Source organism: Flavobacterium sp., assembly GCF_031537875.1.
Taxonomy (GTDB): Bacteria; Bacteroidota; Bacteroidia; order Flavobacteriales; family Flavobacteriaceae; genus Flavobacterium.
Genome location: NZ_JAVKNB010000011.1, coordinates 213,991 through 239,275, shown reverse-complemented (window position 1 = coordinate 239,275; position 25,285 = coordinate 213,991). Strand labels below are relative to the sequence as shown.

At 33.6% G+C, this 25,285-nt stretch carries 22 protein-coding genes; 5 read left to right on the top strand and 17 right to left on the bottom strand.

Going from position 1 to position 25,285, the window contains the following annotated elements; all coding sequences use genetic code 11:
* The first annotated feature begins 13 nt into the window (after nt 1-13).
* Together RMR09_RS08310 and murI are read left to right on the top strand one after the other, a co-directional pair.
* Nucleotides 14-514: an OmpH family outer membrane protein gene (locus tag RMR09_RS08310; RefSeq protein ID WP_310595332.1), complete on the top strand. Its 501-nt coding sequence runs from the start codon at nt 14-16 to the stop codon at nt 512-514.
* A 113-nt stretch (nt 515-627) separates the two neighbouring features.
* Complete coding sequence (gene murI, locus RMR09_RS08305; RefSeq protein WP_310595331.1) at nt 628-1,404, top strand: glutamate racemase; 777 nt, start codon at nt 628-630, stop codon at nt 1,402-1,404.
* 5 nt (nt 1,405-1,409) lie between these two features.
* On the opposite strand, the gene RMR09_RS08300 is transcribed toward murI, so the two are convergent.
* Entirely contained in the window at nt 1,410-1,925 is a 516-nt protein-coding gene (locus RMR09_RS08300) for a gamma carbonic anhydrase family protein (protein WP_310595330.1), read from the bottom strand.
* An 11-nt stretch (nt 1,926-1,936) separates the two neighbouring features.
* Nucleotides 1,937-2,923, bottom strand: coding sequence for a type IX secretion system membrane protein PorP/SprF (locus RMR09_RS08295; RefSeq protein WP_310595329.1), 987 nt, complete (start codon nt 2,921-2,923; stop codon nt 1,937-1,939).
* A gap of 120 nt (nt 2,924-3,043) precedes the next feature.
* Between RMR09_RS08295 and RMR09_RS08290 the strand changes: the two genes are divergently transcribed.
* Nucleotides 3,044-3,943: a NifU family protein gene (locus RMR09_RS08290; RefSeq protein ID WP_310595328.1), complete on the top strand. Its 900-nt coding sequence runs from the start codon at nt 3,044-3,046 to the stop codon at nt 3,941-3,943.
* Nucleotides 3,944-3,997: 54 nt separating this feature from the next.
* Nucleotides 3,998-6,022 carry a thioredoxin domain-containing protein gene (locus RMR09_RS08285; protein ID WP_310595327.1) on the top strand — a complete coding sequence of 675 codons (2,025 nt, stop codon included), beginning with the start codon at nt 3,998-4,000 and terminating at the stop codon, nt 6,020-6,022.
* Here RMR09_RS08285 and tsaB read toward each other — a convergent pair.
* Genes tsaB through RMR09_RS08270 form a run of 3 tightly spaced genes read right to left on the bottom strand, consistent with a single transcriptional unit; the run spans nt 5,997 to nt 9,332 of the window.
* Nucleotides 5,997-6,671: a tRNA (adenosine(37)-N6)-threonylcarbamoyltransferase complex dimerization subunit type 1 TsaB gene (gene tsaB / locus RMR09_RS08280; protein WP_310595326.1), complete on the bottom strand. Its 675-nt coding sequence runs from the start codon at nt 6,669-6,671 to the stop codon at nt 5,997-5,999. The two genes, RMR09_RS08285 and tsaB, sit on opposite strands and share 26 nt — an antisense overlap.
* Nucleotides 6,672-6,680: 9 nt before the next feature.
* Nucleotides 6,681-7,961 carry an efflux RND transporter periplasmic adaptor subunit gene (locus tag RMR09_RS08275; RefSeq protein WP_310595325.1) on the bottom strand — a complete coding sequence of 427 codons (1,281 nt, stop codon included), beginning with the start codon at nt 7,959-7,961 and terminating at the stop codon, nt 6,681-6,683.
* 6 nt (nt 7,962-7,967) lie between these two features.
* Entirely contained in the window at nt 7,968-9,332 is a 1,365-nt protein-coding gene (locus RMR09_RS08270) for a TolC family protein (protein ID WP_310595324.1), read from the bottom strand.
* A gap of 183 nt (nt 9,333-9,515) precedes the next feature.
* On the opposite strand from RMR09_RS08270, the gene RMR09_RS08265 reads away from it, so the two are divergent.
* A complete protein-coding gene (locus RMR09_RS08265) occupies nt 9,516-10,925 on the top strand; it encodes a DUF4403 family protein (protein ID WP_310595323.1) in 1,410 nt (469 codons plus the stop codon).
* A gap of 3 nt (nt 10,926-10,928) precedes the next feature.
* On the opposite strand, the gene RMR09_RS08260 is transcribed toward RMR09_RS08265, so the two are convergent.
* The 12 genes from RMR09_RS08260 to sprA all read right to left on the bottom strand — a co-directional run bounded on the left by RMR09_RS08260 (nt 10,929) and on the right by sprA (nt 25,284).
* Nucleotides 10,929-11,177 carry a hypothetical protein gene (locus RMR09_RS08260; protein WP_310595322.1) on the bottom strand — a complete coding sequence of 83 codons (249 nt, stop codon included), beginning with the start codon at nt 11,175-11,177 and terminating at the stop codon, nt 10,929-10,931.
* A complete protein-coding gene (locus RMR09_RS08255; protein WP_310595321.1) occupies nt 11,167-11,712 on the bottom strand; it encodes a DUF420 domain-containing protein in 546 nt (181 codons plus the stop codon). The genes RMR09_RS08260 and RMR09_RS08255 overlap by 11 nt, the downstream gene beginning before the upstream one ends.
* A gap of 2 nt (nt 11,713-11,714) precedes the next feature.
* Nucleotides 11,715-12,398, bottom strand: a complete 684-nt coding sequence (locus RMR09_RS08250; protein ID WP_310595320.1) for an SCO family protein — start codon at nt 12,396-12,398, stop codon at nt 11,715-11,717.
* A gap of 10 nt (nt 12,399-12,408) precedes the next feature.
* Nucleotides 12,409-13,050 (bottom strand): hypothetical protein, encoded by a 642-nt coding sequence (locus RMR09_RS08245; RefSeq protein WP_310595319.1) that lies wholly within the window; start codon nt 13,048-13,050, stop codon nt 12,409-12,411.
* A 78-nt stretch (nt 13,051-13,128) separates the two neighbouring features.
* Nucleotides 13,129-13,479 (bottom strand): cytochrome C oxidase subunit IV family protein, encoded by a 351-nt coding sequence (locus RMR09_RS08240; protein WP_310595318.1) that lies wholly within the window; start codon nt 13,477-13,479, stop codon nt 13,129-13,131.
* A 21-nt stretch (nt 13,480-13,500) separates the two neighbouring features.
* Nucleotides 13,501-14,478, bottom strand: coding sequence for a cytochrome c oxidase subunit 3 (locus tag RMR09_RS08235; protein WP_310595317.1), 978 nt, complete (start codon nt 14,476-14,478; stop codon nt 13,501-13,503).
* A 43-nt stretch (nt 14,479-14,521) separates the two neighbouring features.
* A complete protein-coding gene (locus RMR09_RS08230; protein WP_310595316.1) occupies nt 14,522-15,109 on the bottom strand; it encodes a cytochrome c oxidase subunit 3 in 588 nt (195 codons plus the stop codon).
* A gap of 2 nt (nt 15,110-15,111) precedes the next feature.
* Nucleotides 15,112-16,014: a heme o synthase gene (gene cyoE / locus RMR09_RS08225; protein ID WP_310595477.1), complete on the bottom strand. Its 903-nt coding sequence runs from the start codon at nt 16,012-16,014 to the stop codon at nt 15,112-15,114.
* Nucleotides 16,015-16,095: 81 nt separating this feature from the next.
* Entirely contained in the window at nt 16,096-17,238 is a 1,143-nt protein-coding gene (locus RMR09_RS08220) for an MFS transporter (RefSeq protein WP_310595315.1), read from the bottom strand.
* A gap of 49 nt (nt 17,239-17,287) precedes the next feature.
* Nucleotides 17,288-17,620, bottom strand: coding sequence for a VanZ family protein (locus tag RMR09_RS08215; RefSeq protein WP_310595476.1), 333 nt, complete (start codon nt 17,618-17,620; stop codon nt 17,288-17,290).
* 40 nt (nt 17,621-17,660) lie between these two features.
* On the bottom strand, nt 17,661-18,041 hold the full coding sequence (gene gcvH, locus RMR09_RS08210) for a glycine cleavage system protein GcvH (protein WP_310595314.1): 381 nt from the start codon (nt 18,039-18,041) through the stop codon (nt 17,661-17,663).
* Nucleotides 18,042-18,123: 82 nt separating this feature from the next.
* Nucleotides 18,124-25,284, bottom strand: a complete 7,161-nt coding sequence (gene sprA, locus RMR09_RS08205) for a cell surface protein SprA (protein ID WP_310595313.1) — start codon at nt 25,282-25,284, stop codon at nt 18,124-18,126.
* Nucleotide 25,285 lies beyond the last annotated feature (1 nt).

Below are 25,285 nucleotides of genomic sequence, written 5' to 3'. Positions count from 1 at the left end.
ATACCTTAAAACAATGAAACAAATCAAGACTTTATTAATCGCTGCAATACTAATCTTAGGAGCAAACCAAACCATTTCAGCACAAGCAAAAACAGCACATGTAGATGTAAATGACGTAATGGCTAAAATGCCTGCTATGTTAGATGCTCAAAAACAATTAGAAAAATTAAGCACTACGTATGACGCTGATTACAAAAAAATGGTTGAAGAATACCAAGGAAAATTAAAAAAATACGAGGCTGAAGCTGCTACTGTAACTGAAGCTGTTAATGGTGAACGTTCTAAAGAAGTGCAAGACATGCAAAAAAGAATTGTTGACTTTAGAGATAATGCTCAAAAAGAATTACAACAAAAAGAATCAGATATTGTTAAACCTTTAATGGAAAAAGTGAGAGCTTCAATCCAAAAAGTAGGAAAAGCAAAAGGGTTCCAATATGTATTAGATGGTTCTACACTTTTATTAGCTGATGGTCCAAACTTGACTGCTGATGTAAAAAAAGACTTAGGTTTCTAATAACACCTTTATAGATTTTAAAAACTGCTCTCCTCAATTCAGGAATGAGCAGTTTTTTTTTACCTATTATAAAAGTATAGGAAATTTAAAATGTAGCTCGTAACTTTGTTTCTATGGAGAATAACCAACCTATCGGAATTTTTGACTCTGGCATTGGAGGAACCTCAATTTGGCAAGAAATACACCAATTACTTCCCAACGAAAAAACCATCTACCTCGCCGATAGCAAAAATGCACCTTACGGTCAAAAATCCAAACAAGAGATAATTAATCTGAGTATGAAAAACACTGATTTTCTACTTCAGATGAACTGCAAATTAATCGTTGTTGCTTGCAATACCGCAACTACAAATGCTATCCAAGAATTAAGGGCTAAATACAATGTGCCTTTCATTGGTATTGAACCTGCCATAAAACCTGCTGCTACCAATTCGAAAACTCAAACTATTGGAATATTAGCCACTAAAGGAACGCTAAATAGCGAGTTGTTTCACAAAGCAACCGAAATGTATCAGGATACTACAATCATTGAACAGGTGGGACATGGTTTAGTTCAACTTATAGAAAGTGGACAAATCAATTCAGCAGAAATGCACGCATTACTTCAATCCTACTTACAGCCGATGATTGATGCCAATATTGATTATTTAGTGTTGGGTTGCAGTCATTACCCTTATTTAATCCCACAAATTAAAAAAATTCTACCAGATCATATCCAAATAATAGATTCAGGTCAAGCTGTAGCAAGACAAACACAAAAAGTATTAGAGGAAAAGGTTGGTATTTCAAATTTAAAACAACCTGAACCCGTTTTTTATACCAATACGAATCCGAAAGTAGTGTCTGAAATTTTAGGTGGAAAGTACCACGTAGAGGAAATTGATTTCTAATACAATTATTCTTCTTTAAACCAATTCGAATACATGACATAATTATTCGAAATTCGTTCAATTTCTCCTGCAAAATCAGATTGATTAATGTCTTTTACTTTCTTAGCAGGGACTCCCGCCCAAATCGTACCTGACTCCACTACTGTGTTTTGAGTAATAACAGATCCCGCAGCCACAATAGCATTACTTTCTATTACGCAATTATCCATTACTATAGCTCCCATTCCTATTAAGACATTGTCTTTAATTGTGCAACCATGCACAATAGCATTATGACCAATGGAAACATTATTTCCTATAACAGTGGGATGCTTTTGATAGGTACAGTGTATCACTGCTCCATCTTGAATATTTACTTTGTTACCTATTGAAATGAAATTTACATCTCCACGAATCACTGCATTAAACCAAACACTACAAGAATGTCCAAAAGTAACTTCTCCAACTATAGTTGCATTTTCAGCAACATAACAATCTTCTGGAATAACAGGTGATTTCCCATTAACGGATTTGATCAACATAAAAAATAAAATTAATTAATAGCTGGACAATGGCAATCGTATCGCTCTGCTTTACAGAACAAGTTCATTCCTAAAGTAATTTGGTGGTATCCACCTGCATCAAACAATACGGGGCCAGAGACTTTGGAATAGGTATAAGCTACCATTACATTTTTATAATTAAACCCCAAAAATGGAGTAATATATTCTAGTTTTTGACTAGCCACTCCTGTTGAAGTAATATACTGAGCACCTTCAAAACTTCTTCTATACGATAAACCTCCCCAAATAGTCCCTACAGGAAGTTCTTTGTGGACTTTAATATTAAAATCGACTAACTTTTCTTTCGTCTTATCTATTAACTGAAATAAAATTGAAGGCTCCCAAAGAAAGGTCTCTTTGTTTCCAAAAACATATCCTGTACTCAACAAGTACTTTCTCAAATTATTACTTTCAAAATCACTATACAAGGCTCTTCGAGTTTCAACAAGACCTTGAACAGTTGCATGTGCATAAAAATTTAAAAAATTATACGACATCCCAATATCAACATTGAAATAAGAACTCTTTTGAACTTGTCCGAAAACAATAGGATCATAATCTGTAAAAGTGGTTTCATCCAATTGACTCTGAATAAAACCCGCACTCATCCCAAAAGACAGCTGATTCAAATCAATTTCATCACGAGAAAACAACAAATGATGTGCGTAGGTAAGCTTCACTCCCTTTTGAGAATGGTATCCATTTTTGTCATTAAATAATATAATTCCTGCTCCAGATCTCTCTCCTACACGACTATTAAAACTTACTGTTTGTAACTCTGGTGCATCTTCTTGGCCAAACCATTGCTTACGACCAGTCAATCTTAATTTATCACAATTAGCCGCACCTGCCATTGAGGGATGTATCAAATAGTAATTATCGGTCAAATAATCAGAATATACAGGGATTCCTTCTTGTGCAGTGGAAGTCAATTGAATAAATAAGACAAGAAGTAAAAATTTTAATTTAGTATACACCCTTTTTGTGGTATTAGATTTCTTAAACTAACGTTAATACTATAATAGTATTGTATTTAATTATCAAATATAGCGAATCAAAGAAAATAACTTTAGTAAATTTGCAAAAAAATAAAACTCATGACAAAAGTTAGCATCAAAGAGACACAAAATCCCACTATATTAAAATTTGAATTTCCTGATTTTATTACTCAAAATGAGAATTATGAATTCAAAAATATTGACGAAGCAGGAGCTTCTCCATTAGCCCAACAACTTTTTTACTTACCTTTTGTAAAAACAGTTTACATCTCGGGTAATTTTATTGCTATTGAACGTTTTAGCATTGTCGAATGGGAAGATGTGAAAGAAGCCGTTGCAGAACAAATCGAAAAATTTGTCAATGACGGGGGAATTATCATCCAACAAGATGAAAATAAAGCCAAAAAACAACCCATCACCGTTTACGGCGAAACCACTCCAAATCCATCTGCTTTAAAATTTGTAGTAAGTCGAATGCTAACAAGAACGGCGGTTGAATTTAAAAATATTGACCAAACAGCCTCATCTCCATTAGCTAAAGAATTATTCAAATTCCCTTATGTTAAGGAGATTTTTATTGACGAAAACTATATCTCTGTTACCAAATATGATATCAATAATTGGGATGAAATTACGTTAGAACTTCGCAGTTTTATCAAGCAATTCATTGAAAATGGAGGGACAGTTTTGGAAGAAAATTTCGTTCAAGAAACACTTGTAGAAGAAACTAAAAAAACAGAAGACTTTGACAATTTGGATATTACTTCCCAAAAAATAATCAACATATTAGAAGAATATGTAAAACCAGCTGTAGCTGCAGATGGTGGGAATATTGCTTTTGATTCTTTTGACGAAGAAAACAAAGTAGTTAAAGTAATTTTGCAAGGCGCTTGTAGTGGATGTCCTTCCTCAACATTCACACTAAAAAGCGGTATTGAAAGTTTATTGAAAACGATGCTCAACGATGACACATTAATTGTGGAAGCGGCAAACGCTTAATCAAAACATCCAAAAGCGTTTCATCACCGAAACGCTTTTTTTATACCTCACCAAATGAACGAGCTACATTTAGAAACGAGTCCCTATTTATTGCAACATGCTAACAATCCTGTACATTGGAAAGCTTGGAACGCTACTTCTTTGGCAAAAGCCAAAGAACAAAACCAACTTATCATTATCAGTATTGGCTACTCCGCTTGTCATTGGTGCCACGTAATGGAGCATGAAAGTTTTGAAAATAAAGCGGTTGCAGCAGTAATGAACTCCCATTTTATCAACATTAAAGTGGATAGAGAAGAACGACCTGATGTAGATGCCGTTTATATGAAAGCGGTACAAATTATGACAGGTCACGGTGGTTGGCCTTTAAATATTGTTGCATTGCCTGATGGCAGACCTGTATGGGGTGGTACTTATTTTAGAAAAGACGAGTGGATTGATACACTAGAGCAATTACAAAAAATGTATCAAGTAGCTCCTGAAAAAATGATTGACTATGCCGAAAAACTACATCAAGGTATTCAGGCAATTGCTATAGTACAAAATGACGGAACCGTAACTACAAATCAAAAACTACAATTAGAAAATTTGGTTACTCAATGGAAAAAGAGTTTTGATTGGGAATTTGGTGGATTAGCAAGAGCTCCAAAATTTATGATGCCAAACAATTATCAATTTCTACTCAGATACGCCCATCAAAATCAAGATACCGAACTACTTGAATTTGTAAACCTCACCTTAACAAAAATAGCGTATGGAGGTGTTTTTGACACTGTTGATGGCGGATTTTCTCGCTACTCCGTCGATTTGAAATGGCATGTCCCTCATTTTGAAAAAATGGTATACGATAACGGTCAATTGATTTCATTGTATAGCGATGCCTATAAATTAACACAAAATCCGCTCTATAAGAATACTATTGAAAAGACCTTACAATTTGTCACTAAGGAATGGAAAACTATTGAAGGAGGATTCTATTCCGCATTAGACGCCGATAGCTTAAATAACGAACAACATTTAGAAGAAGGAGCATTTTATGTTTGGACAATTCTACAACTAAAAGCAATTATCAAAGATGATTTTGAAATATTCAGTCAAGTATTTAACATCAATTCTTTTGGATTATGGGAAGATGAAAATTATGTTTTAATTCAAAACCAAAGTTTAGATACCATTGCTGAAACAAATCATATTTCAGTTGATAACTTAGAAAAGAAAAAGAAAAACTGGGAACAACTCCTGTATACCGAAAGAGAAAAAAGAGCCAAACCACGATTAGATGATAAATGCCTAACGTCTTGGAACGCCATTATGTTGAAAGGATATGTGGATGCATATAAAGCTTTGGGCAACCAAGACTATCTCAATACAGCACTTGAAAATGCCAACTTCATCATTAAAAATCTTTGGTCAACCGAAGGTCATTTATTTCATAATTATAAAAATGGTAAAAGCACGATTAATGGCTATTTAGAAGACTATTGTTTTGTCATTGCAGCTTTCATTTCAATCTATGAGGTTACTTGGGATGAAAAATGGTTACACGACGCCAAACAATTAGTAGATTACAGTTTGGAACATTTTTATGATGAACAACATTCGTTTTTTAGATTTACCTCTGATAAAGACGAGGCATTAATTAGTGTGCATTTTGAAACCGAAGATAATGTAATCCCTGCTTCTAATTCGGTTATGGCAAAAAACTTATACCAACTCAGCATCTATTTCAATAATTCGTATTACGAAAAAGTTGCAAAGCAAATGTTGTCTATACTTTTGCCAAATATTGATTATCCTTCGGCTTATTCTAACTGGTTGGATTTGGCTTTGACTATTTCTGAACAAAACAAGGAATTGGCTATTTGCGGCCCAAAAGCCAAAAATCATAACGGTTTTATTAATGGTCTCTATATTCCGAATGTGATTGTTGCTGGCTCTGAAAAAACATCTTCGCTACCTTTCTTGAACGATTGTTTTGTTGAAAATAAGACTCTTTTTTATGTTTGCCAAAACAAAACTTGTCAATTGCCTACCGAAGATTTTCAAGAGGTGATTAGCCAACTTTCTTTGAAGTCGTAATCATAAAATCTTTCAAATAATAAGGTTCAAAATAAGCCACATCTTCGAAATCGCTATTTTGAAATTTAGAAAAACTTAAAGCACTCATCTCTTTTGCCGATGGGTATTTAACCTCTTCTAAAAACACAAAATTAGGCTGGGTTAAAACGGCTTTACATTTTTCAGCACAATCTCCTAAAAAATAGATAGTTTCTGAAGAATTTTCAAATGAATTTTCAGTAATGATTTCCGCTTGAACATCACGTTGCTTTTCTAATTTAGCATTAAAAATAGCGCTATAGACTTCCATTCGTCTTGCATCAAGCATTGGAACAATCAATCCTTCAGCAACCTTAGCTTGCAATGCTAAAACCTGTAATGTATCAACTGCAATTAAGGGGATATTCAGCGCATAACACAATCCTTTTGCTGCCGAAACACCAATACGAAGCCCAGTATAAGAGCCAGGACCTTGACTTACTGCAATTGCGTTAATATCTTGAAAACAGATTCCAGCTTCTTGAATAATTTCTTCAATAAAAACATGTAAACGCTCGGCGTGTGAGTAGCCTTCTTCAGCAATTTCCTTACAAAGAATAGTTTGACCGTCTTTTGCCAATGCTACCGAACAATTTTTGGTAGCCGTTTCAATATTTAAAATGTAACTCAATTGTCGGTTTTATTTTTTGTCTTTTTTGATTTTTACTTTATCTCCAGAATTTAATTCTTTTGAAACTGTAGTATAAGGACCTGTAATTACAACATCTCCTTTTTTAAGCCCAGTCAAAACTTCAATATTAGAATCGTCTTGAATTCCTGTTTTAATTACTCTTATTTTAGCTTTATCACCCACTTTAACAAAAACACACTCGAATTTTTTATCGCTTTTAGGTGCTGATTTTTTTTCTTCAGGATCTTCTACTTTGATTTCTTTCACTGCTGTAGTATCTGATTTCACTACAACAGAACTAATTGGTACCGCTACAACATTCTTCTTTGTTTTAGTGATGATATCCACTGTAGCTGTCATTCCTGGTCTAAATGGAGAATATGTAGCTGGTTTTCCTTCCAATAAATCTTGATACGACTCTTTCAAAATTCGTACTTTCACTTTAAAATTAGTTACCTGATCTGCGGTTAAAGCAGAACTTGCCGAATTAGCAATACTAGTTACCACTCCCCTGAATTCTTTTTTCAAATAAGCATCCACTTCAACTTTAGCTTCATCACCCACCTTGATTTTAACAATGTCATTTTCGTTAACATCTACTTCTACCTCCATATTGTGTAAGTTAGCTACTCGCAAAATCTCAGTACCCGCCATTTGTTGTGTTCCTAAAACGCGCTCACCTAGCTCTACGTTAAGTACAGAAACTGTTCCGTCTGCCGGAGCATAAATAATGGTTCTTCCCAAGTTATCTTTAGCCTCGTTAACGGTAGCTGAAGCACTTTTCACATTAAAAAATGCCGTTTGCTTGTTTGATTTTGCTACCTCAAAAGTTGCAGTAGATTTGTCCCAATCAGCTTTAGAAATGATTCCTTTTTGGAATAATATTTTATTTCTTTCGTAACTTGCTTTCGCCTCATTAAAATTGGCTTCTGCTTGTTGTAAATTTGATTTACTTCCCGATAAATTAGCTGAGGCTCTATTCAAACCCGAAGTATATAAATCTGGATTTATCTTGACTAACAAATCCCCTTTTTTAACCGATTGTCCTTCCTTAATAGGTAATTCAATAATTTCACCAGAAACCATTGACGCTATTTTCACTTCAATTTCTGGTTGAATTTTACCCGTTGCAGAAACAGTCTCAACAATGGTAGTAGCTGCTACATTTGCAGTTTCAACTTCTTTTCCTTCATCTTTGTTTCCTATTACTCCCGTTTTTGACAAAACGACTAACAATGTAATTAAAGCAACTGCCGCACCAATTAAGATGTATAAGGTTTTTTTTGACATAATAAATTAGTTTTTAATGATTGGAATTCCGAAATAGAATTCAAGTATTTTAATTTTAAAAATGTAATCGTATTTGGTTCTCAGAACTTCAGATTGTGCATTAACAAATAAGGTTTGCGCTTGATTAAAATCAAAAGAATTCATCAAGCCAACGGCAAATTTCTCTTTGGCGTAATTATAGGCTTCTTGTCTAGACTCTAGTGATGCAATTGCTGATTCACTAGCATTCAAAGCACCTTTAGCATCTGTGAACGCTAAATACACACTTCGTTGTAAATCCAATTCCTGTTGTGCTAATGTATTTTTTGATTTTTCCAGAGTCACTTTAGAACGTTCCACATTATTTCTAACTGTAAATCCGTTAAAAACAGGAATAGATAACTGTGCTCCAAAAGATTGCCCCTTGTTAGTGTCAAACTGTGTCCAAAATGGATTTGCAGGCACCGCTACTAAAACACCTCCTGAAATAGAAGCAACATCAGCATAAGAAACTCTTGAATTAAACCCATAAAATCCTTGTAGCGTTGGCTGAAAAGCACCTTTTGCAATGGCTAGATTTTTTTGCGCTATTTCTAAATTAGTTCTTGCGATTTTTAAATCTGTTTTGCTTTCTATTGCTTTTTCAAAAATAGCTGCCGGGGTTTGAGACATGATGTTGTTTTCGTCCTTAGCAACTGTACCATCAATTAAATCAAACCCTTCAAATTCTTTCAATTGTAGTAACTGAGATAAACTAAGTTTAGAAATCAACAAAGTATTCTCAGCCGTAACCACATTTTGACGATTTAACGCCAAATTTGCTTTTATGTCCAATAAATCGCCTCGTGGAATCGATCCTGCATTTACTAATTCTGTAGAACGAGCTAATTGCTTTTCATTAATAGCTAATTGTTCCTGCTTTACTTTAAGATTTTCTTTATTGAAAAGCACTTGTAAAAAAGCATTTGCCACATTCAATGCAATATCTTCTTGCATTTTTACCAATTGATATTTTGAAGCCACAATCGCTAAATTTGCCTTACGCAAATTATTTTGATTTTGTAAGCCTTTGTAAATATCTATTCCAACATTGGCTCCTGCCGAAGTAAATTGAGTAGTTTGATTTCTCAAAAGACCCGTTGTTATATCTTGATTCAAACCAATATTCCAAGAATGTGAAGCGCTTGTATTTAAAGATGGTAAAAATTTGCCCAAAGCACCTCTTTTATCAATTTCTGCCGTTTGAGTATCTAATTCTGATTGTTTAATCGAAATGTTATTTTCCAAAGCGTATTTTACACACTCTTCTAACGTCCATTTTTTGGATTGCGCCTGAGAAACCAACCCAACAAAAAGGATTAGGACTAAACTGAAACAACTATTTTTTTTCATATACTTTGAATGAATGGTCTGTAAAGATACTACACAAATTTAAGTTTTCTATTTAAGAATTGAAGACGAAGCTGCAATTATTTTAGAAACTAAAAACAATTAGACATCATAACTTCGCATTTGTTACAATTACACCTAAAAATATAATTCTTTTAGTAATTTTGCTAAACAAATTTATATTCAATGCAACGCATCCGAATTCATATCCTCTTATTCAGTTTTATTCTTTTAACAGTCAATTGTTCAGCACCTTCGAAAATAAAAAACCTCAAGCCCGAGCCTGATGATGCAATTCCATTAGTTTACGAAAACACTCCCTCGTTCATCAATTTACCCATTACCATAAAATTAAAAGACATTGAAAATAAAACCAATAGTCTCTTAAATGGCGTGATCTATGAAGATAATACTATTGAAGATGATAATATTGAAATAAAAATATGGAAGCTCGCACCAATAATCATTGAAAATAGCAACAAAGATGCTAATGGAAAAATAAAAACAATTCTTCCTCTTAAAGCTATTATTAAGTACCGAATTGGAACGAAAAAACTAGGAGTTGACTTGTATTCTACAAAAGAATTTAATCTAAACGGGGTGGTCACTTTAGTAAGCGAGGTGAATTTAGTCAACTGGAAATTAAATACTAAAACTAAATTAGAATCTTTAGATTGGAACGAAAGTCCCACTATGGTAGTTTTTGGAAAAAATATGCCCGTAACTTATCTAATCAATTCAAGTATCGCTCTATTCAAATCAAAAATTGAGCAAAAAATAGACGAGTCAATAGATAAATCAATGGACTTTAAACCCAATGTTTTAAACGCTCTAGAAAAAATTAGCAGCCCTTTTGAATTGAGCAAACAATTTGAGAGCTGGCTCCGCATTACACCTCTTGAAATATATGCCACGAATGCTTTATTAAAAGACCAATCTATACTTATAGACATGGGCTTAAAATGTAATATGGAAACCTTAATTGGACAAAAACCCGAACCGAAATTTAATGCTAGCAACATTATTTTGAAACCCGTAACCAAAATTCAAAATCAAATTTCAGCTAACATCGCTGCCGTTTCTAATTATACTGAAGCCTCAAAAATAATATCGAAGAATTTTGCCGGACAAGAATTTGGTTCGGGGAAAAAGAAAATCAAAGTTCAAAATGTTACTATTTGGCATAAAAATGGCAAACTAGTTATTGACTTAAATGTATTAGGAAGCATCAACGGTTCCATATACCTAACTGGTGTACCGAAATACAATGAAGCAACCAAAGAAATTTATTTTGATCAAATGGATTATGCTTTGGACACCAAAAACAAATTAATAAATACGGCTAACTGGCTAGCTCAAGGCTATATTTTGAATAAAATTCAAGCGAATTGCAAATACTCTATCCAACCCAATTTAGAAGAAGGTAAGAAAAATATGATGGCTTATTTGAAAAATTATTCGCCAATGCCAGGTGTTTTTGTCAATGGAAAAATTGAAGACATTCAATTCAAAAAAATACAATTAAACAATCAAGCGATGATTGCTTTCTTAAAAATTAACGGAATAGTTGCTATTACAGTAGATGGATTGAAATAAAAACTATTTCTTTTTCATTCTGTATATAGCATAGCCAATACCTCCTACTAACACATAAGGAATAACCATCAAATACACAATTCCGTCATTTACAGCTTCTGCTTTAGTCTTGTTTCCTTCACTAGTTAATGCCGCACGACACATTGCACATTGCGCATTTGCAGTTAGAGAGAAAACAGAAAAGAGTACAGTAAAAAGCAACGCTTTGACAAATCTCTCTTTTGTAGCAGAATTTATTTTGTTATTGAACATAATAAGGAGCAATCATCAAATAAACAATTACACCCGTTACAGCAACATACAACCAAATAGGAAAGGTAATTTTAGCTATTTTTTTGTGTTGATCAAATTTAGCTGCTAAAGCACGAACATAGGTAATTAGAACTAATGGAATCACCGCAATAGACAAAAGAATATGGGAGATCAATAGAAAGAAATAAACCAATCGGATGAAACCTTCTCCGCCAAATTTAGTAGAGTCAGCCGTCATGTGATACGCCACATACATTACTAGGAAAGCCAATGACAAGACAATAGCCAAGGTCATTAAACGTTGATGCATATCTTTATTCCCTTTTTTAATAGCCACAACCGCACTTACCAAAACTACAGCCGTAATTCCGTTAATAGTAGCGTAAATAGGTGGTAAAAAAGATAAAGGTTCAACATCATAACCCAAATCTTTTAATTTAACTCCAAATAAAATTGCCACCACCACTGGTATTAAAATGGATACCAATACAATTAACTTACTGTATTTTTGATCTACTGTTGAATTCTCTTTCATTTTTATTCTTTTAATAATAGTTTAATGTCTTCTTGAATGTCTTTTACTCCTTCAGGATCAAGTCCGTCATAATATAAAATAGGATTTCCAAACTTATCTTTACGACAACGTATGTTTCCGTTTTTGTCAATCAAAGCAAACAAACCTGAATGCTCAAATCCACCATTTACTTTTTCATTTTCTCCTGCATACAAATTAAAACCTTTGTTTGCTAAATCAAAAATATATTTTTTGTCACCAGTTAGAAAATGCCAATTAGATGAAGTAGCTCCTAATAATTTAGCATGCTCTTTCAATACTTTTGGTGAATCTTTTTCGGGATCAATGCTAATAGAAGCAATACCAAAATTAGGATTCCCAAAAAACTGTTTTTCTATAGCCAACATGCTTTGATTCATCTTTGGGCAAATAGTTGGACAACTTGTAAAGAAAAATTCGATTACAAATACTTTACCTAAATAAGTAGCATTAGTCACCTTATTCCCTTCTTGATTAGTCAAATCAAATTGGGGAGCTGGCCCAATTTTAACTAAACTTTCCTCTTCGGTAGTTCCTGATTCAACTTTGTCTAAACGATCTCCTTTTACTACATTTCCGTTTTGAACGCGATCAATAATTGTTGGCACAACTAAAATTCCAAAAACTAATATAATAAAAGAAATCCCTATGTATGATTTATTTTTCATTTACTCAAAATTAAATTTGTCTTGAAGCATTATGGTTCTTCTTTAGTGCTGCACGGTATTCATACAAAATCACTTTAAAATCATCTAACATTTCATTACTCAAATCTGCTGGATGAAAGGTGTCATACCCCTCTTTATATTCCTTTTTCTGTTTTCTACCGCGAAGATTTCTTTCTTTATCCAAAATATAAACATACGAAGTACCAAAGGTCTTGTCTAATTTCCCTACTAAATGCAATTGTTCGTAGTAAGCGGTTATTTCATTTGTAGGAGCAAATATAAAATGCCATTGCGAAACATCAGTAAAAGCAGTAAAAGCATCAAGCACTTTTTTCGCTTCAACCTCTGTACCAATAGGACAAACTATCACAAACTGCAAATCCTTAAAATCATGGTATCTTTGATAAATTTTTTGATTTAAATTAAAGAGATTCCCTCTGTTTTTCAACAAGTCAGTACCGCTAAATCCTAATATAGTTACTTTGCCATTCAAACTAACCTTCTCTCCATTCAATGACTTCCAATTACCAAAGTCGGCAGTTTTAGGCGTTATAATTGGAAGCTTAGTATATCCATTCACTCCCGAGGCAAAAAAAAGATACGCTACAATTGGCAAAACAAAAAGACTAAAAAGGACTATGTTTTTTTTCATCGGTAGAATTACTATTTATAAAGTACAAAAATAAAAAAAGGCACGCAATGCGTACCTTTTTTTTGAATTAATATCGTGTTAAAAATTCCATTTAATAGTAGAATTTTTGAAAACCTCGTAAATATAATTTCCTTCAGTCAAAAGAATAAAAAGAAGATATAATACTAAAAATACAACTGGAAATACTACTGAATTTCTCAATGAAGTTTTTTCTCCTTCAATGTGCATAAATGCCCATACAATATAATATGCTTTAAAAATTGTTAATGCATAAAATATCCAGTTTAATAAATTCAAACCTAAGATATTGGTCATATGAAGCGATTCTGGTTTAACAATACCCAAAATAACTTCTATAATTGTTACTGCAGATAATATTCCGAAAACTTTCCAGATTCTGCTAGTATTTGATACGTGTTCGTGTGACATGATAATTACTTTTTTTGAAAATTAAACAAGATAGAATACTGTAAATACGAATACCCAAACTAAATCTACAAAGTGCCAGTACAATCCCACTTTCTCTACCATCTCATAACTTTTTCTTTTTTCGTAAGTTCCCAAAAGAACATTGAAAAAGATAATGATATTAATAATAACTCCAGAGAAAACGTGAAAACCGTGGAAACCTGTAATGAAGAAGAAGAAATCAGCGAATAATTTATTCCCATATTCATTTCTAATTAAATTAGCTCCTTCTACAACTATTTTACCTTCTTTTAATCTTGCAACAGATTCTTCTCTTGACAAGATTGTTTTTTTCTTTTCTTTAGTGATTGTTTCTGTTCTAATCAACAAATCAGGATGTGCTTCAAAACCTGCTTGAACTTCAGCAACAGAATAAGTTGGCAAAGTCGACTCTTCCATGAACCATCTACCCTTATTTCTTGTCAATTGCTCTCTTTCTTCCGGCAAAGTTGCAGCAAAATCAGCCAAAGCTACTCTATGCCCTTCTTTGTCAACAAACTGAAGTAAACTACCTCCTTTTGTTTCAATTGCACCATATTCTCCTTTAATGAAGTTTTTCCATTCCCAAGCTTGAGAACCAACGAAAATTAAACCTCCAATAATAGTAAGAAACATATAAATGGTTACTTTCTTTTTGTTTAAATGATGACCTGCATCAACAGCTAAAACCATTGTTACAGATGAGAAAATCAAAATAAATGTCATCAAAGCCACATAATACATAGGAGCAGATACTCCGTGCATAAATGGAAAGTGTGTAAACACCTCATCGGCCAATGGCCATGTTTCAATAAATTTAAATCTAGAAAAACCATAAGCAGCCAAAAATCCAGAGAATGTTAAGGCATCTGACACGATAAAAAACCACATCATTAATTTACCATAACTTGCTCCCATTGGCTCATTTCCGCCTCCCCAAGTTTTTTCTTCACTATTTGCAGTAGTAACTGTAGCTCCCATAAAAAGTTATTCGTTAAAAAGTTCCCAAATTTACGTTTTTTTCTTATTTAAATAAAAATAAAAATAAAAATAAATAAACCCATAGAATATCTAGAAAGTGCCAATACATCGCACCTAGTTCAATTCCAAGAGTTTGTGTTGAATTGTATTTTTGTTTAAAATGATTATAAATTATAATTAAAAGCGAAATTATCCCTCCAGCTAAGTGCAACAAGTGCATTACAGTAACAATATAAAGGAAGGTAGTAGTGATTGAACTCGCTTGTCCTGTAAAGTAATATCCCTCAGAAACAATTTGACCAAATCCTACAAATTGTAAAATCACAAATGCAATTCCTAATCCTAAAGTAGTTAAAAGAAATGCCGTTGTTTTTGATTGCTCGTCTTTTTGAATTGCTTTTTTAGCCAAATGAAAAGTCAAACTACAACCTATAATTGCAATCGTACTCAAATAAAAAGCAGATGGCAATTGAAAATCTTTCAACCAATCCGCTCTGGATTTACTTACCACAAACGCACTGGTAAGACCCGCAAACATCATAGTCATACTTACCATAGCAAACAACAAAATCAATTTCGCCGATCTTGACTTTCTAGCTTTTTCTTCGTCTTGTACCATTGTTATTCCCATTTCTATCTTAAAAATTTGTCAAATATATAAACTAATTGTAATAACGTAATATACGAAACGCTCACTAACATTAATGTTCTTGCAGCTTTAGCGGTTCGCAATTGATACAATCTCACCGCAAAGAATAACATCCACATGCCAAGCAAAAATACAATAATTGCGGTAATTGGTGTAATATATAGTTGTCCCGTATACCCTAAAACCGGTAAAAGCGAAGCAATTATCAACCAAACTGTGTATAATATAATTTGCAAAGCAGTTCCTTTATCTTTTTTGCCTGTGGGCAACATAAAAAATCCAGCCTTTTCGTAATCTTCGTATAAAAACCAACCAATTGCCCAAAAATGAGGAAATTGCCAAAAAAACTGAATTAAAAACAAGGTACCCGCTTCAATACCAAAATTACCCGTTGCCGCAACCCAACCCAACATAAAAGGAATTGCACCTGGAAAAGCACCAACGAATACAGATAATGAGGTAACCGTTTTTAATGGCGTATAAACACTCGTATATAAAAAAATAGAAATTGCCCCAAACATCGCCGTTTTAGGATTGATGGTATAAAGCAATAAAATTCCTATTATCGTAAGCAAACTCGCAATCCACAAGGCAACATTAGACTGCATTCTTCCAGAGGGTATAGGACGATTTTTGGTTCGATCCATCAAAGCATCTAAATCTTTTTCAATTACTTGATTAAAAGCATTAGAAGCACCCACCATACAATATCCACCAATAGCTAATTTCAATAATATAATCCAATTAAAAGCAGCAAAATTGGCTTCGCCAAGAACAAAACCGGCAACAGAAGAAAACACAACACTTACGGCTAAACCAGCTTTAGTAATTGCTTTAAAATCGACATAAATGGATTTAAGAGAAAAAGTACTCAATGTATATGGTATAAAACTGGCGCGAAGATACAAATAAGATTACAGAATGAAGAAAGAGAAAAATGATTTTTTAATAAATTAAAAAAGACGCTTTTACCTATTGTTTGGTCTGTCAAAAGTGATGTACAAATACCCGCTTAACAATAAAATTAAAACTTCAAAAACCACCAAAGAATTAATAATCCCAATAGAATCAGCCAAAAACCCTAAAACTACTGCTGGAATTCCAAAACCAACGTAACCAAAAAACATATAGCCCGAAACCGCTCTTGCTTTTTGACTTCCGCCCAAATCAGCTATAATAGCTAGTCCTCCTTGATAACTAAATCCATACGCAGCCAATCCAATGAAAGCTGTTCCTAATAGCACAACAGGTAAAAAGCCAAAATAAGATCCAACTATAACCAACCCGAATCCAAAAGGAATAATAGCAAATCCTAACTTAAGACTTGTTTTAGGATGAAATCTTTTTCGAATAAACGGCTGCATAAAACCACCTGTCCAATTAATTAAAACCAAACAAAATCCCGCATAAGCTGTTAAATGGAAAGTCGCTAATTGAGTTGGGATAATAGCAATCACTACACCTGTTGTGGCCCAACAAATTGCAATGGATAGATTAACTGGGAAATACCCTTCTGGAAAATAGGGTAACCGAACCAAATTACCTCCAATAGGTGGCAATTTAGGTAGTAAAAAAGCCAAAATAATTCCAATTACTGTGATGCCAATAGCTATGAAATAAGTAAATGGTAAATACGAAAAATGAATCAATAAAGCGATACTTGTCATAAATGCACCTCCGCTAAACCCAATTGCCGTTGCCATAGAAGTTGCATTAGCTGCTCTAACTGAGGCATCTGCATTTGGATGAACAATTTCTGAAATATAAGCAGTACCTGTTCCCATACTCAAAGCGAGCGCAACCCCTTGAAAGAATCGAGCAAAAATCAAAGCATAAACTGTAGGAAAAAGGGTGATTGTAAGATTAGAAGCTAAAGCCAAAAACAAACTAAAAAGCAAGACTGGTTTTCTACCAATCCTATCTGAAATACCTCCCAAAAACACATAACAAGGCAGCATTCCTAAAATATAAGTTGCCAATACCAAAGCTGTCTGACCATTATTAAAACCAGCTAATTCAGCATAAGGTCTAAAAAGAGGCATTGATATATTGACTGCCAAAGTAATCAAAAACAAAGCAAACGATATGACAGAGGTAGGTTGTAATTTCATCAATCGGTATATGAAAAATCCCACCGAAGCGGGATTATATTAGTATTCTTTAAATAGATCGGTTTTTTATTTTTTTGGCAAAAAGCACAAAACTAAAGGCAATAACTGCACCCGTGAAATTAGCCAAAACATCAAAAAAATCACCATTTCTTGAAATTGTAAATTGATCTTGCAAGATCTCTATTCCTATTCCAAATAGTACAGAAAAAACAACAGCAACTACAAGTAACTTTAATTGGTTCTTTTTTTTGACTTGTTTTTTGAAAAACAAAAACCAAAGTATGGTAAATACAAAATGAAAAAAAGCGTGAACTAATTTATCTAAATTGGGGATATTAATCGCTGGAATATCATTAGATGGTGCCAAACAAAAAAAGAGCACTACTCCTGTCCAACATAATGCTATCCAAAAAAACAGATTTTTAAGCACCAATCAATTCTTTGTAAGATTCACTTGAAAGCAATGAATCTATTTCTCCTAAATCAGATACTTTAACTTTGATCATCCAACCTGCACCATACGGATCCGAGTTTACACTTTCAGGAGTACTTTCTAATTCTTCATTGAACTCAATAATTTCTCCAGATAAAGGCAAAAACAAATCAGAAACTGTTTTAACTGCTTCTACTGTTCCAAAAACCTCATCTTTTGCTAAAGTTTGGTCTAACGTTTCTACCTCAACATAAACGATATCTCCCAATTCTTTTTGAGCGAAATCAGTAATTCCAACGGTAGCTACATCTCCATCAATGCTAACCCATTCGTGATCTTTAGTGTACTTTAAATTTGCAGGTATATTCATAATATGCGTATATAAAATTAATTATTGAATTTTAGACGACAAAGGTAACATCTTCGCTCGAAATTTGAATTAGAATTGAAAATTAATTTCCAAAATTATAACGAATTGTAAATCCAGATCGGATATTAGTCAATGGAAAAGTAGTAGAAACAACTGCCTTAGAAAAAGAATGATCGTAATAGAAAATAGCGGTTAGATTTTTACTTAACGAATAATCTGCAGTAATTTTTAAAGACCATAAATCCTGCCCAGCAGCTAATTTATTGTTGTTGTAATCTAAATAACGAACAATCGTTTTATTGTTTCGATACGATAAATCTGCTTTCAAATTAATATCACTTTTAATAATTCCCGTAGGAGTATCTGCTAATCTTGAAGAAAAAATAACATCTTTAAATCGATATCCTAAGCCTACAACATATTCCATTCCTTTTACCTCAGTCAACAAATTATTATCAAAACTCATTGATAATGCGCGATCTTTCTTGATTTCAGTTAACACCTTTAGCGAACTTTTTAATTCTATATCCAAACGAATCAGCGGACTAAATTGCTCCACTAAATTGATATTAGACATAATCGTTGGATTATAAAAATTTCCATTTTTATCCAATCCATTAGGGTTTTTATCGTACTCAAAATTAGATCTAAATGCATTAATCGTATACGAAGCTCTATAATTATGCTGTAATGAGATTCGTTTGAAATTCTTTTTAAAGAACTCATAGCGCATAAATCCATTGTACTTTAAAGACCAGTTTGGCAATGGTAAATTTCTAAAAATTCCTAATGAAGCCCCAGAAACATCACTTCCTGAATAAGCCGCCAAGAAAGCTGGCAACAATACCGCTTGATTATTCTTTCCAAATCCTAATGGGAACCCATCCGTTCCAATATTAGCAGGATTTGAAATATCGATTCCCTTTTGTGTAGCCAATCTATTAGCAACAATTAATCGATTGTTTCTAAAATCGTCAAAAGCTGCAGAACCAGTTTCATCACTGGTAGAAAAAGAAGTTTTTATTAAAACTGTTGAGATAGAAAAAATACCAGAATTATATGGCGATCTTGCATTATAAACCCCATTATTTACATCATATTGCTCCGAAAAATTTTGTGAAAATGATCTATCCAACGTCAAATCAATTTTTAAATCAGGCAACAGATCTACATTAGCCGAAGCCTTGAAAATATTGTTTTTAACCTGAGTGAAATTTTGATTAAAATTTGGATAATTGGTTAACCACCCATTTTTAGCAGCTTCATAACGTACGTCGTCTTGACTTCCAAAAATAAATCCTAATGTAGGTTTTGAAGTCCCTAGAAAACCTATACTAGGAGTATAACCAGGCAATACAGTTCCACTATTGGAAGTATAAGTCATTTGAATATTCTTAACACTAGTCAATACTCCTATTAATCCATCAACAAAAGGATTAGAATTTACTTTTTGCTGCGAATTGGACTTCACTATTTTTTCTCCTGGTTTAGGCGGCGCAATTGGTTTTGGTCTTGTATTGAGATTTGATTTAGTCAATCCTAAATATTTATAAAAACTCTCCATATTGAATGTCCCATTCAGATTATTTGAACTGGCATTCTGAATAGTGTTCCCTAAATTATATGCAGTCCCTCCTATTTCTATTTTTGACAACGCTTCTGAAGTTCTTTGCCAACTATAATCAGCAGTATACGAATAGGTTGCTTTGACGAAACTAAAAAGTGGAATTTTATTAATAGGAAGTTCATAGTTCATGACCACCTGTTGTTGGTGTTGGTTTGGATCTCCAATATTCCAATAATCATCCCAGACTGTCAATCCTTCTTTAGAAGTGTTATCCTTATTCAAATAACTTTTAATAATGTTGCCCGAAGACGCCGTATAATTAATCTTCAAAGATTTAGTTAGATTATAATTAAATCCATATTGATAATTAAAGGCATAATTACGTCGGTACATGGCGTCTAATCCAATTCCTTCCACACCTTCTACTTGTCTGAATTGTTGACGATTGTACTGTCTAATAATATCTGTATTAAAAGTAATATTAGACGGTAAAAAATTAAAATTAAAATCCTGAAGCAACTTCCAATAGCCACTTTTTTTCATAAAATTTGCCTTTTTAAAAGGCTCAACCGCTAAGGGTTTAAAAGTATATGCATAATCCAACGAAGTGCTGACTTTTTGATCTACATAATCTACAATTTCAAAATCATGTCGTTGTACTTCGTTTATAGACTGAGAAAAAGTAAGATTTTCAGGATCATAAATATGTGATTTTTGATTTGCCCCTCTGTCTTTTCTAACCCCTATAAAATTAATACTGGTACGCTTTGTATAATCAATAGCTCTATTTCTAATATTAGCGCGTTTTGAAGCGTCGGCTGTGTTATCCAACAATTGACTTAGTTTAATATCTTGATTAAACGGGTCATATTCAGGAGTAATCACTTCCTCTCCCACTCCATAATTGAATGGCAAATTAACTCCCCATTTTTTAGGTAATAACTTCCCTAAACTCCAATTAGTCACAATATTATATTGCTGAATATCTTCTCGGCTTCTTTCATTTGGACCTTGTTCTAAAGTTCCAAACCCAATAGTACTTTTCTTTCCGGTTGCAGAAACTGTAGCAAAATCAGCCATATTAGAATCAATATTCAAAATAGCCGCCATACCGCCTTTATTATCCATATCGGCCAAACGTAGCTCATTAAACCAAGCCTCACCTTTAATACGTCGTGTAGCCTCATTACTTTTTACACCCACCATAAGAGTTCGTACCAAACCAAAATTTGGATTCCCTTTTATACCTAAACGTAGTTTGTTGGGTTTATTAGACAATCCAGAATCCAATTCATCTTCATTTTTATAATAAATCCCATCCAAAGGCAAACTAGTTGGATCAATCCCCATAGCCAATACTTTCAACTTTGTCAATAAGTCCAAAGACAAATCTATTTGATTGTCTTCTGGCCAAACCACCTCGGCACTCAAAGGAGAACAGTTTGAAGTGGATGAAGATGATGGTAAGGTTACTTTCAACGGAATTTCAATTTGATAGAAATTTTGTGTAAAATCATTACCAAAACGAATGAAACCTATCATTTGATTGTCTCTAATTGCGATTTCATTAGGTAATGATTCTGCGTGTAAAAACATTTTCAATTTTTTAAACTGACGCATATCTACACTTACATTTTTGAAAACAGCTCTTGAATCGCCCGACTCTAAACCATCTCCACCAACACGCAATGAAAGGGATTGTTCATCCTGATTAATTATTGTGTTATTATTGTACAATTGTTCTCTAACCACACCTGGAGGTGTCACATAATTGATAGGGCATCTTTCATTATTCTGTTGTAAGTTAACTGCCAAAACATCCAAATCGGTTCTATCATCATCTACATTAGTATCTCTAGCGTCAAGAGTATTGGCATATCTTCTCCATTCTCCTCGCACTAAATCTAGAGCTCCAAAACGAACCGTAACTTGATTTCTGAATCCAGTCATGAACATTCTCATAAAACGAATCGAACGAAAATCTGAAATACTTCCAATAGTATTTTGGGGTTGCGAAACAGGAATTTTAAATTGAATCCAGCGGGCCTCAGTAGTAGCTCCGTTAGGCAATTCAACTTGTGTGTTTCTAACATCCGTGACAAAATTTTGTCCCACATGCATATTAGGCATCATGTCAACACTGTACTCGTAATACGCATTGATGGTATTCATAGTATTATCCCTATTGATATCTTCTACATCAGGAGAAGTTGTCGAACCTCTATTGGGTGTATTAATATCAACTGCAGAGTTACCATCGACCCCATTATAGTCTTTATATCGTTTCAAGACATCTCCCGAGGTATTTAGATAATAGGTATAATCATCCCCAGCCGGATCTGTTTCTGAAGAATAATTAGTATAAACAGCTGCTTCATCATCATTTTTCAATCCGTCCAAACCTATATCTTGGTTCGTTCTATTGGCCGAATTAGTATCAAAAGCATAAATCAAAGATTGAGACGCAGGCACATTTCCCCAAATCGGTCTTGGATTCGTCATAATTTGATCTGGTCCTAATCCATTTTCATATTGTTTACGGCCGTCTTTTAAAACATCTTCTGAAATTTCACCTAAATTGAAATAGATTTTACCCGTGTTGGCTGTCGAAGTCGCTCCTTGACCCACATAAGGATCCAACACCCAAAATTGGATATATTCCACATTTCCTTGTTCAAAATTGGTCGAATTAATCGCTCGCGTTATTCCTCCAAAATTATCTCTTGGATTTAAAGCAATATTTGGATTGTTATTATATGGCCCTCTTTCAGAAGGATAATAACTCAAATCTAATGTATTCACTACTTGAGATTGTCCTTGAGCTATATCCGTCAAAGGATACAATTCCTTACTAAAAATTCTTCTTGTTGAATTTAACGACAAGTCATCATTGGTTATACCAGAAGGTTTTTGAGTATAAAAAACAGGATCGACAGAATACCACGCTAATTTTGCTCTTTTAAAACCGTAACTTAAATTATTCGAACTTTCGTTAAAATTATACGTACTTTCCGAATCATTTACCGGAGTCGAAGATAAACTCCATGCTAAAGGGGAACGCATATCAATTGTAGATTGAGAACCTTCAAAATCATCTACATAAACAGTAGATTCTCCTTGAAATTGGTCTGCTTTTGGCGTATCTGGTTTTAAAAATGCAATTTCTCCTCTTACCGAAAGATTAGAAGGAGCATCAGTATCAATATTAGGTAATTTATTTGCTAACCGAGTTAAGAAAGGAACTTCAGTTGAAAAATTAGTATTGAATCCAAAAATAGTATTGTTCACTGATTCTTGACCATAACTTGATTTTTGAGTAAATGGTTTTTCTGTTAGTTTTAAGAACGTAGCACCCACCAAAAACTTATCTGAGAATTTATGTTCCACATTCACTCCCATAAAACGTCTGGTTTGTTGACCAAAAACAGAATTGTTTTCTAACGAAACTTGTATTGGAGTATTAGAAGCCTGTAGAGAAGGATCTAAGATTTGTACTCTCCCCAATTGATAATTGACACTATAATCTATCCCTTCTAATAAAACTCTACCGCCTGCGGTAACCTTCACCGATCCTTGAGGCACATTAAGTGCTCCAATTGGAATTCCATCACCCGAAGACGACTTAAATTTACCTCTCAATAAAAATTTATTTTTTTCACTATCCTGTAATGCTCCTGATTGTGTATTTCGGTACATACTTCGAAATACGTATTTTTTCTGATTGGGGTTATACGTTCCTATATCACTGTATTGTTCGCCAGAACCTGGGTTGGATAATTTAGAAAAAAGCAACTCCCCAAAAGGCTCCTTTACTGTAAAAATAACCCTTCCGTTTTGAGCATCGATGGTAAGACCTGGCATAAAATCAAAAAAACCATCTCCTCCAGCCTGAGGGTCATTATTGTAATTCAATTTGTCCAAATTAAAAACCTTCAACAAAGGAGTTTCGGCAACCTTATTCCCTAAAGTTGGATTAGCAGGAAAAGTACTTCCCGGAACCGGAGTAATATAATTTAGCGGAGACGGATCTGTATATAAAATATTAAATCTAAAATCTTCTTGTTTTAATTGGTACCCCATTGGAATTTGATAGATATTTTTCATCATCAAGTTCCAAACAGGATTTTTGACATTTGTCAAATTACTTTTCAGCATCTTCAAAATCAAACTTTGAGTGATTACCGCCTTGGTAGAGGGTGTATTTCCGGTAACTACAGTTGCATCTACTCCATCACTACCAAATTCACCTACTTGATACACCTTGTCTCCTACCGTGTACTGATAAGCTACTGCCAAGATCTCGTCATTGGCTAATTTTTGTTGTAACGAAATGTATCCTAATTGAGGATGAAAGGTATATTCATTGGGATTCAACTTTCTTGCATTTTCCAATTTTGAATAATCTTGCCCTTCGCTAACTGAGGTATTAAATCCTGAATTGGCAGTTACAATCTCTCGAATGTTACTATTCAATAATCCCGTTCCTGTTTTGATTTGATCCGGGTCATAATCGTTATTAGAGTTGTCTGAAGGAGAATCAATAGGTTTATTAAATATGCCTGTTGGAGAATTGGCAACCACCACCTCATTGTCAGACAAACCAGAAAGTTGTGCTTCTCCTAAATCCTGAAGCGCAATGATATTCCTGATGTTATTATTGGTAGTTGTAATTCTATTTTGCTTATTGGTTACCCAAATTTCCAAACGAGTAATTTGAACCCTACTATCAATAAAAGGATAATTTTTTAAAGCAATATCGTACCTATTTCTGAAGTACTGTGACAAGAAAAAGTGCCTGTCACTATCATAATCAAGTGCATAAATGTCAAAATTTTGAACAGTACCTCCACCTTGAGCTACTATACTTTTTGTTTTTGATTTTTGTTCTGAAAAAACTCCAGTTACCGTAGTTTTACCAAACTGTAATTTGGTTTTTACACCAAATAAACTCTGCGCTCCTCGAATCAAAGTACTGTTAAGAGGCATGCTCACATTCCCTACTTCAATATCCTGTATAATAGCATCTTCACTTGCACTGTATTTTGGATCGTAAGCAATCTTGATTAAATTTTGAAAGGCAAAAGTAGATTGGGTATCGTAATTAGCATTTACTGACAAAAGCTTTCCAACTTTTCCCGTCAAACCTAAGCTGATTCGTTGGTTAAAATCAAAAGTGGTGGTAGAACGATTCCTTGGGGAAAAAGAAGGATTATCTTGTTTAGTATAGCGCATTCCCAGATCCATTTCGACTGATCCCGTAGGTTTTACATCTATCGAATTGCCTCCAAAAATAGTTTCAAACAAACCTGATTTAATGTAATACTTGGGTAATAAATCTTTTTTAGCGGCATCAGCACCTTGTTTTTTACCGTCAACTGCATCTGATTTTTTTCTGAAATAATTGCGCATCGATTCTTTCAAAACCAAGTTTTCATATTCCTTAGGAGTCAAAATTATCGGATAATCAATGGTAAACCCGTCAACAGTATTGGTATAAATATAGCGATCTGTAACAGGGTCATAAGTGTATCCTGAAAGAACACTTTTTGGATTTTTAATGTTAATCTTTCCAACGAAAAAACCTTTTGGAATAGTGTCTTGAGCGGCAGATACACCCTGAGCTTGAACTACATAAGTAGAAAATAAAATTAGCAATAGCTGACAAATTTTATTCATA

Coding starts and splice junctions, on each gene's coding strand:
- sprA (WP_310595313.1), bottom strand. CDS start 25,284: ATGAATAAAATTTGTCAGCTATTGCTAATTTTATTTTCTACTTATGTA.
- RMR09_RS08275 (WP_310595325.1), bottom strand. CDS start 7,961: ATGTCAAAAAAAACCTTATACATCTTAATTGGTGCGGCAGTTGCTTTA.
- RMR09_RS08300 (WP_310595330.1), bottom strand. CDS start 1,925: ATGTTGATCAAATCCGTTAATGGGAAATCACCTGTTATTCCAGAAGAT.
- RMR09_RS08250 (WP_310595320.1), bottom strand. CDS start 12,398: ATGAAAAATAAATCATACATAGGGATTTCTTTTATTATATTAGTTTTT.
- RMR09_RS08270 (WP_310595324.1), bottom strand. CDS start 9,332: ATGAAAAAAAATAGTTGTTTCAGTTTAGTCCTAATCCTTTTTGTTGGG.
- gcvH (WP_310595314.1), bottom strand. CDS start 18,041: ATGAATATACCTGCAAATTTAAAGTACACTAAAGATCACGAATGGGTT.
- RMR09_RS08230 (WP_310595316.1), bottom strand. CDS start 15,109: ATGGGAATAACAATGGTACAAGACGAAGAAAAAGCTAGAAAGTCAAGA.
- RMR09_RS08285 (WP_310595327.1), top strand. CDS start 3,998: ATGAACGAGCTACATTTAGAAACGAGTCCCTATTTATTGCAACATGCT.
- RMR09_RS08235 (WP_310595317.1), bottom strand. CDS start 14,478: ATGGGAGCTACAGTTACTACTGCAAATAGTGAAGAAAAAACTTGGGGA.
- RMR09_RS08220 (WP_310595315.1), bottom strand. CDS start 17,238: ATGAAATTACAACCTACCTCTGTCATATCGTTTGCTTTGTTTTTGATT.
- RMR09_RS08310 (WP_310595332.1), top strand. CDS start 14: ATGAAACAAATCAAGACTTTATTAATCGCTGCAATACTAATCTTAGGA.
- RMR09_RS08240 (WP_310595318.1), bottom strand. CDS start 13,479: ATGTCACACGAACACGTATCAAATACTAGCAGAATCTGGAAAGTTTTC.
- RMR09_RS08255 (WP_310595321.1), bottom strand. CDS start 11,712: ATGAAAGAGAATTCAACAGTAGATCAAAAATACAGTAAGTTAATTGTA.
- murI (WP_310595331.1), top strand. CDS start 628: ATGGAGAATAACCAACCTATCGGAATTTTTGACTCTGGCATTGGAGGA.
- RMR09_RS08260 (WP_310595322.1), bottom strand. CDS start 11,177: ATGTTCAATAACAAAATAAATTCTGCTACAAAAGAGAGATTTGTCAAA.
- RMR09_RS08245 (WP_310595319.1), bottom strand. CDS start 13,050: ATGAAAAAAAACATAGTCCTTTTTAGTCTTTTTGTTTTGCCAATTGTA.
- RMR09_RS08290 (WP_310595328.1), top strand. CDS start 3,044: ATGACAAAAGTTAGCATCAAAGAGACACAAAATCCCACTATATTAAAA.
- RMR09_RS08265 (WP_310595323.1), top strand. CDS start 9,516: ATGCAACGCATCCGAATTCATATCCTCTTATTCAGTTTTATTCTTTTA.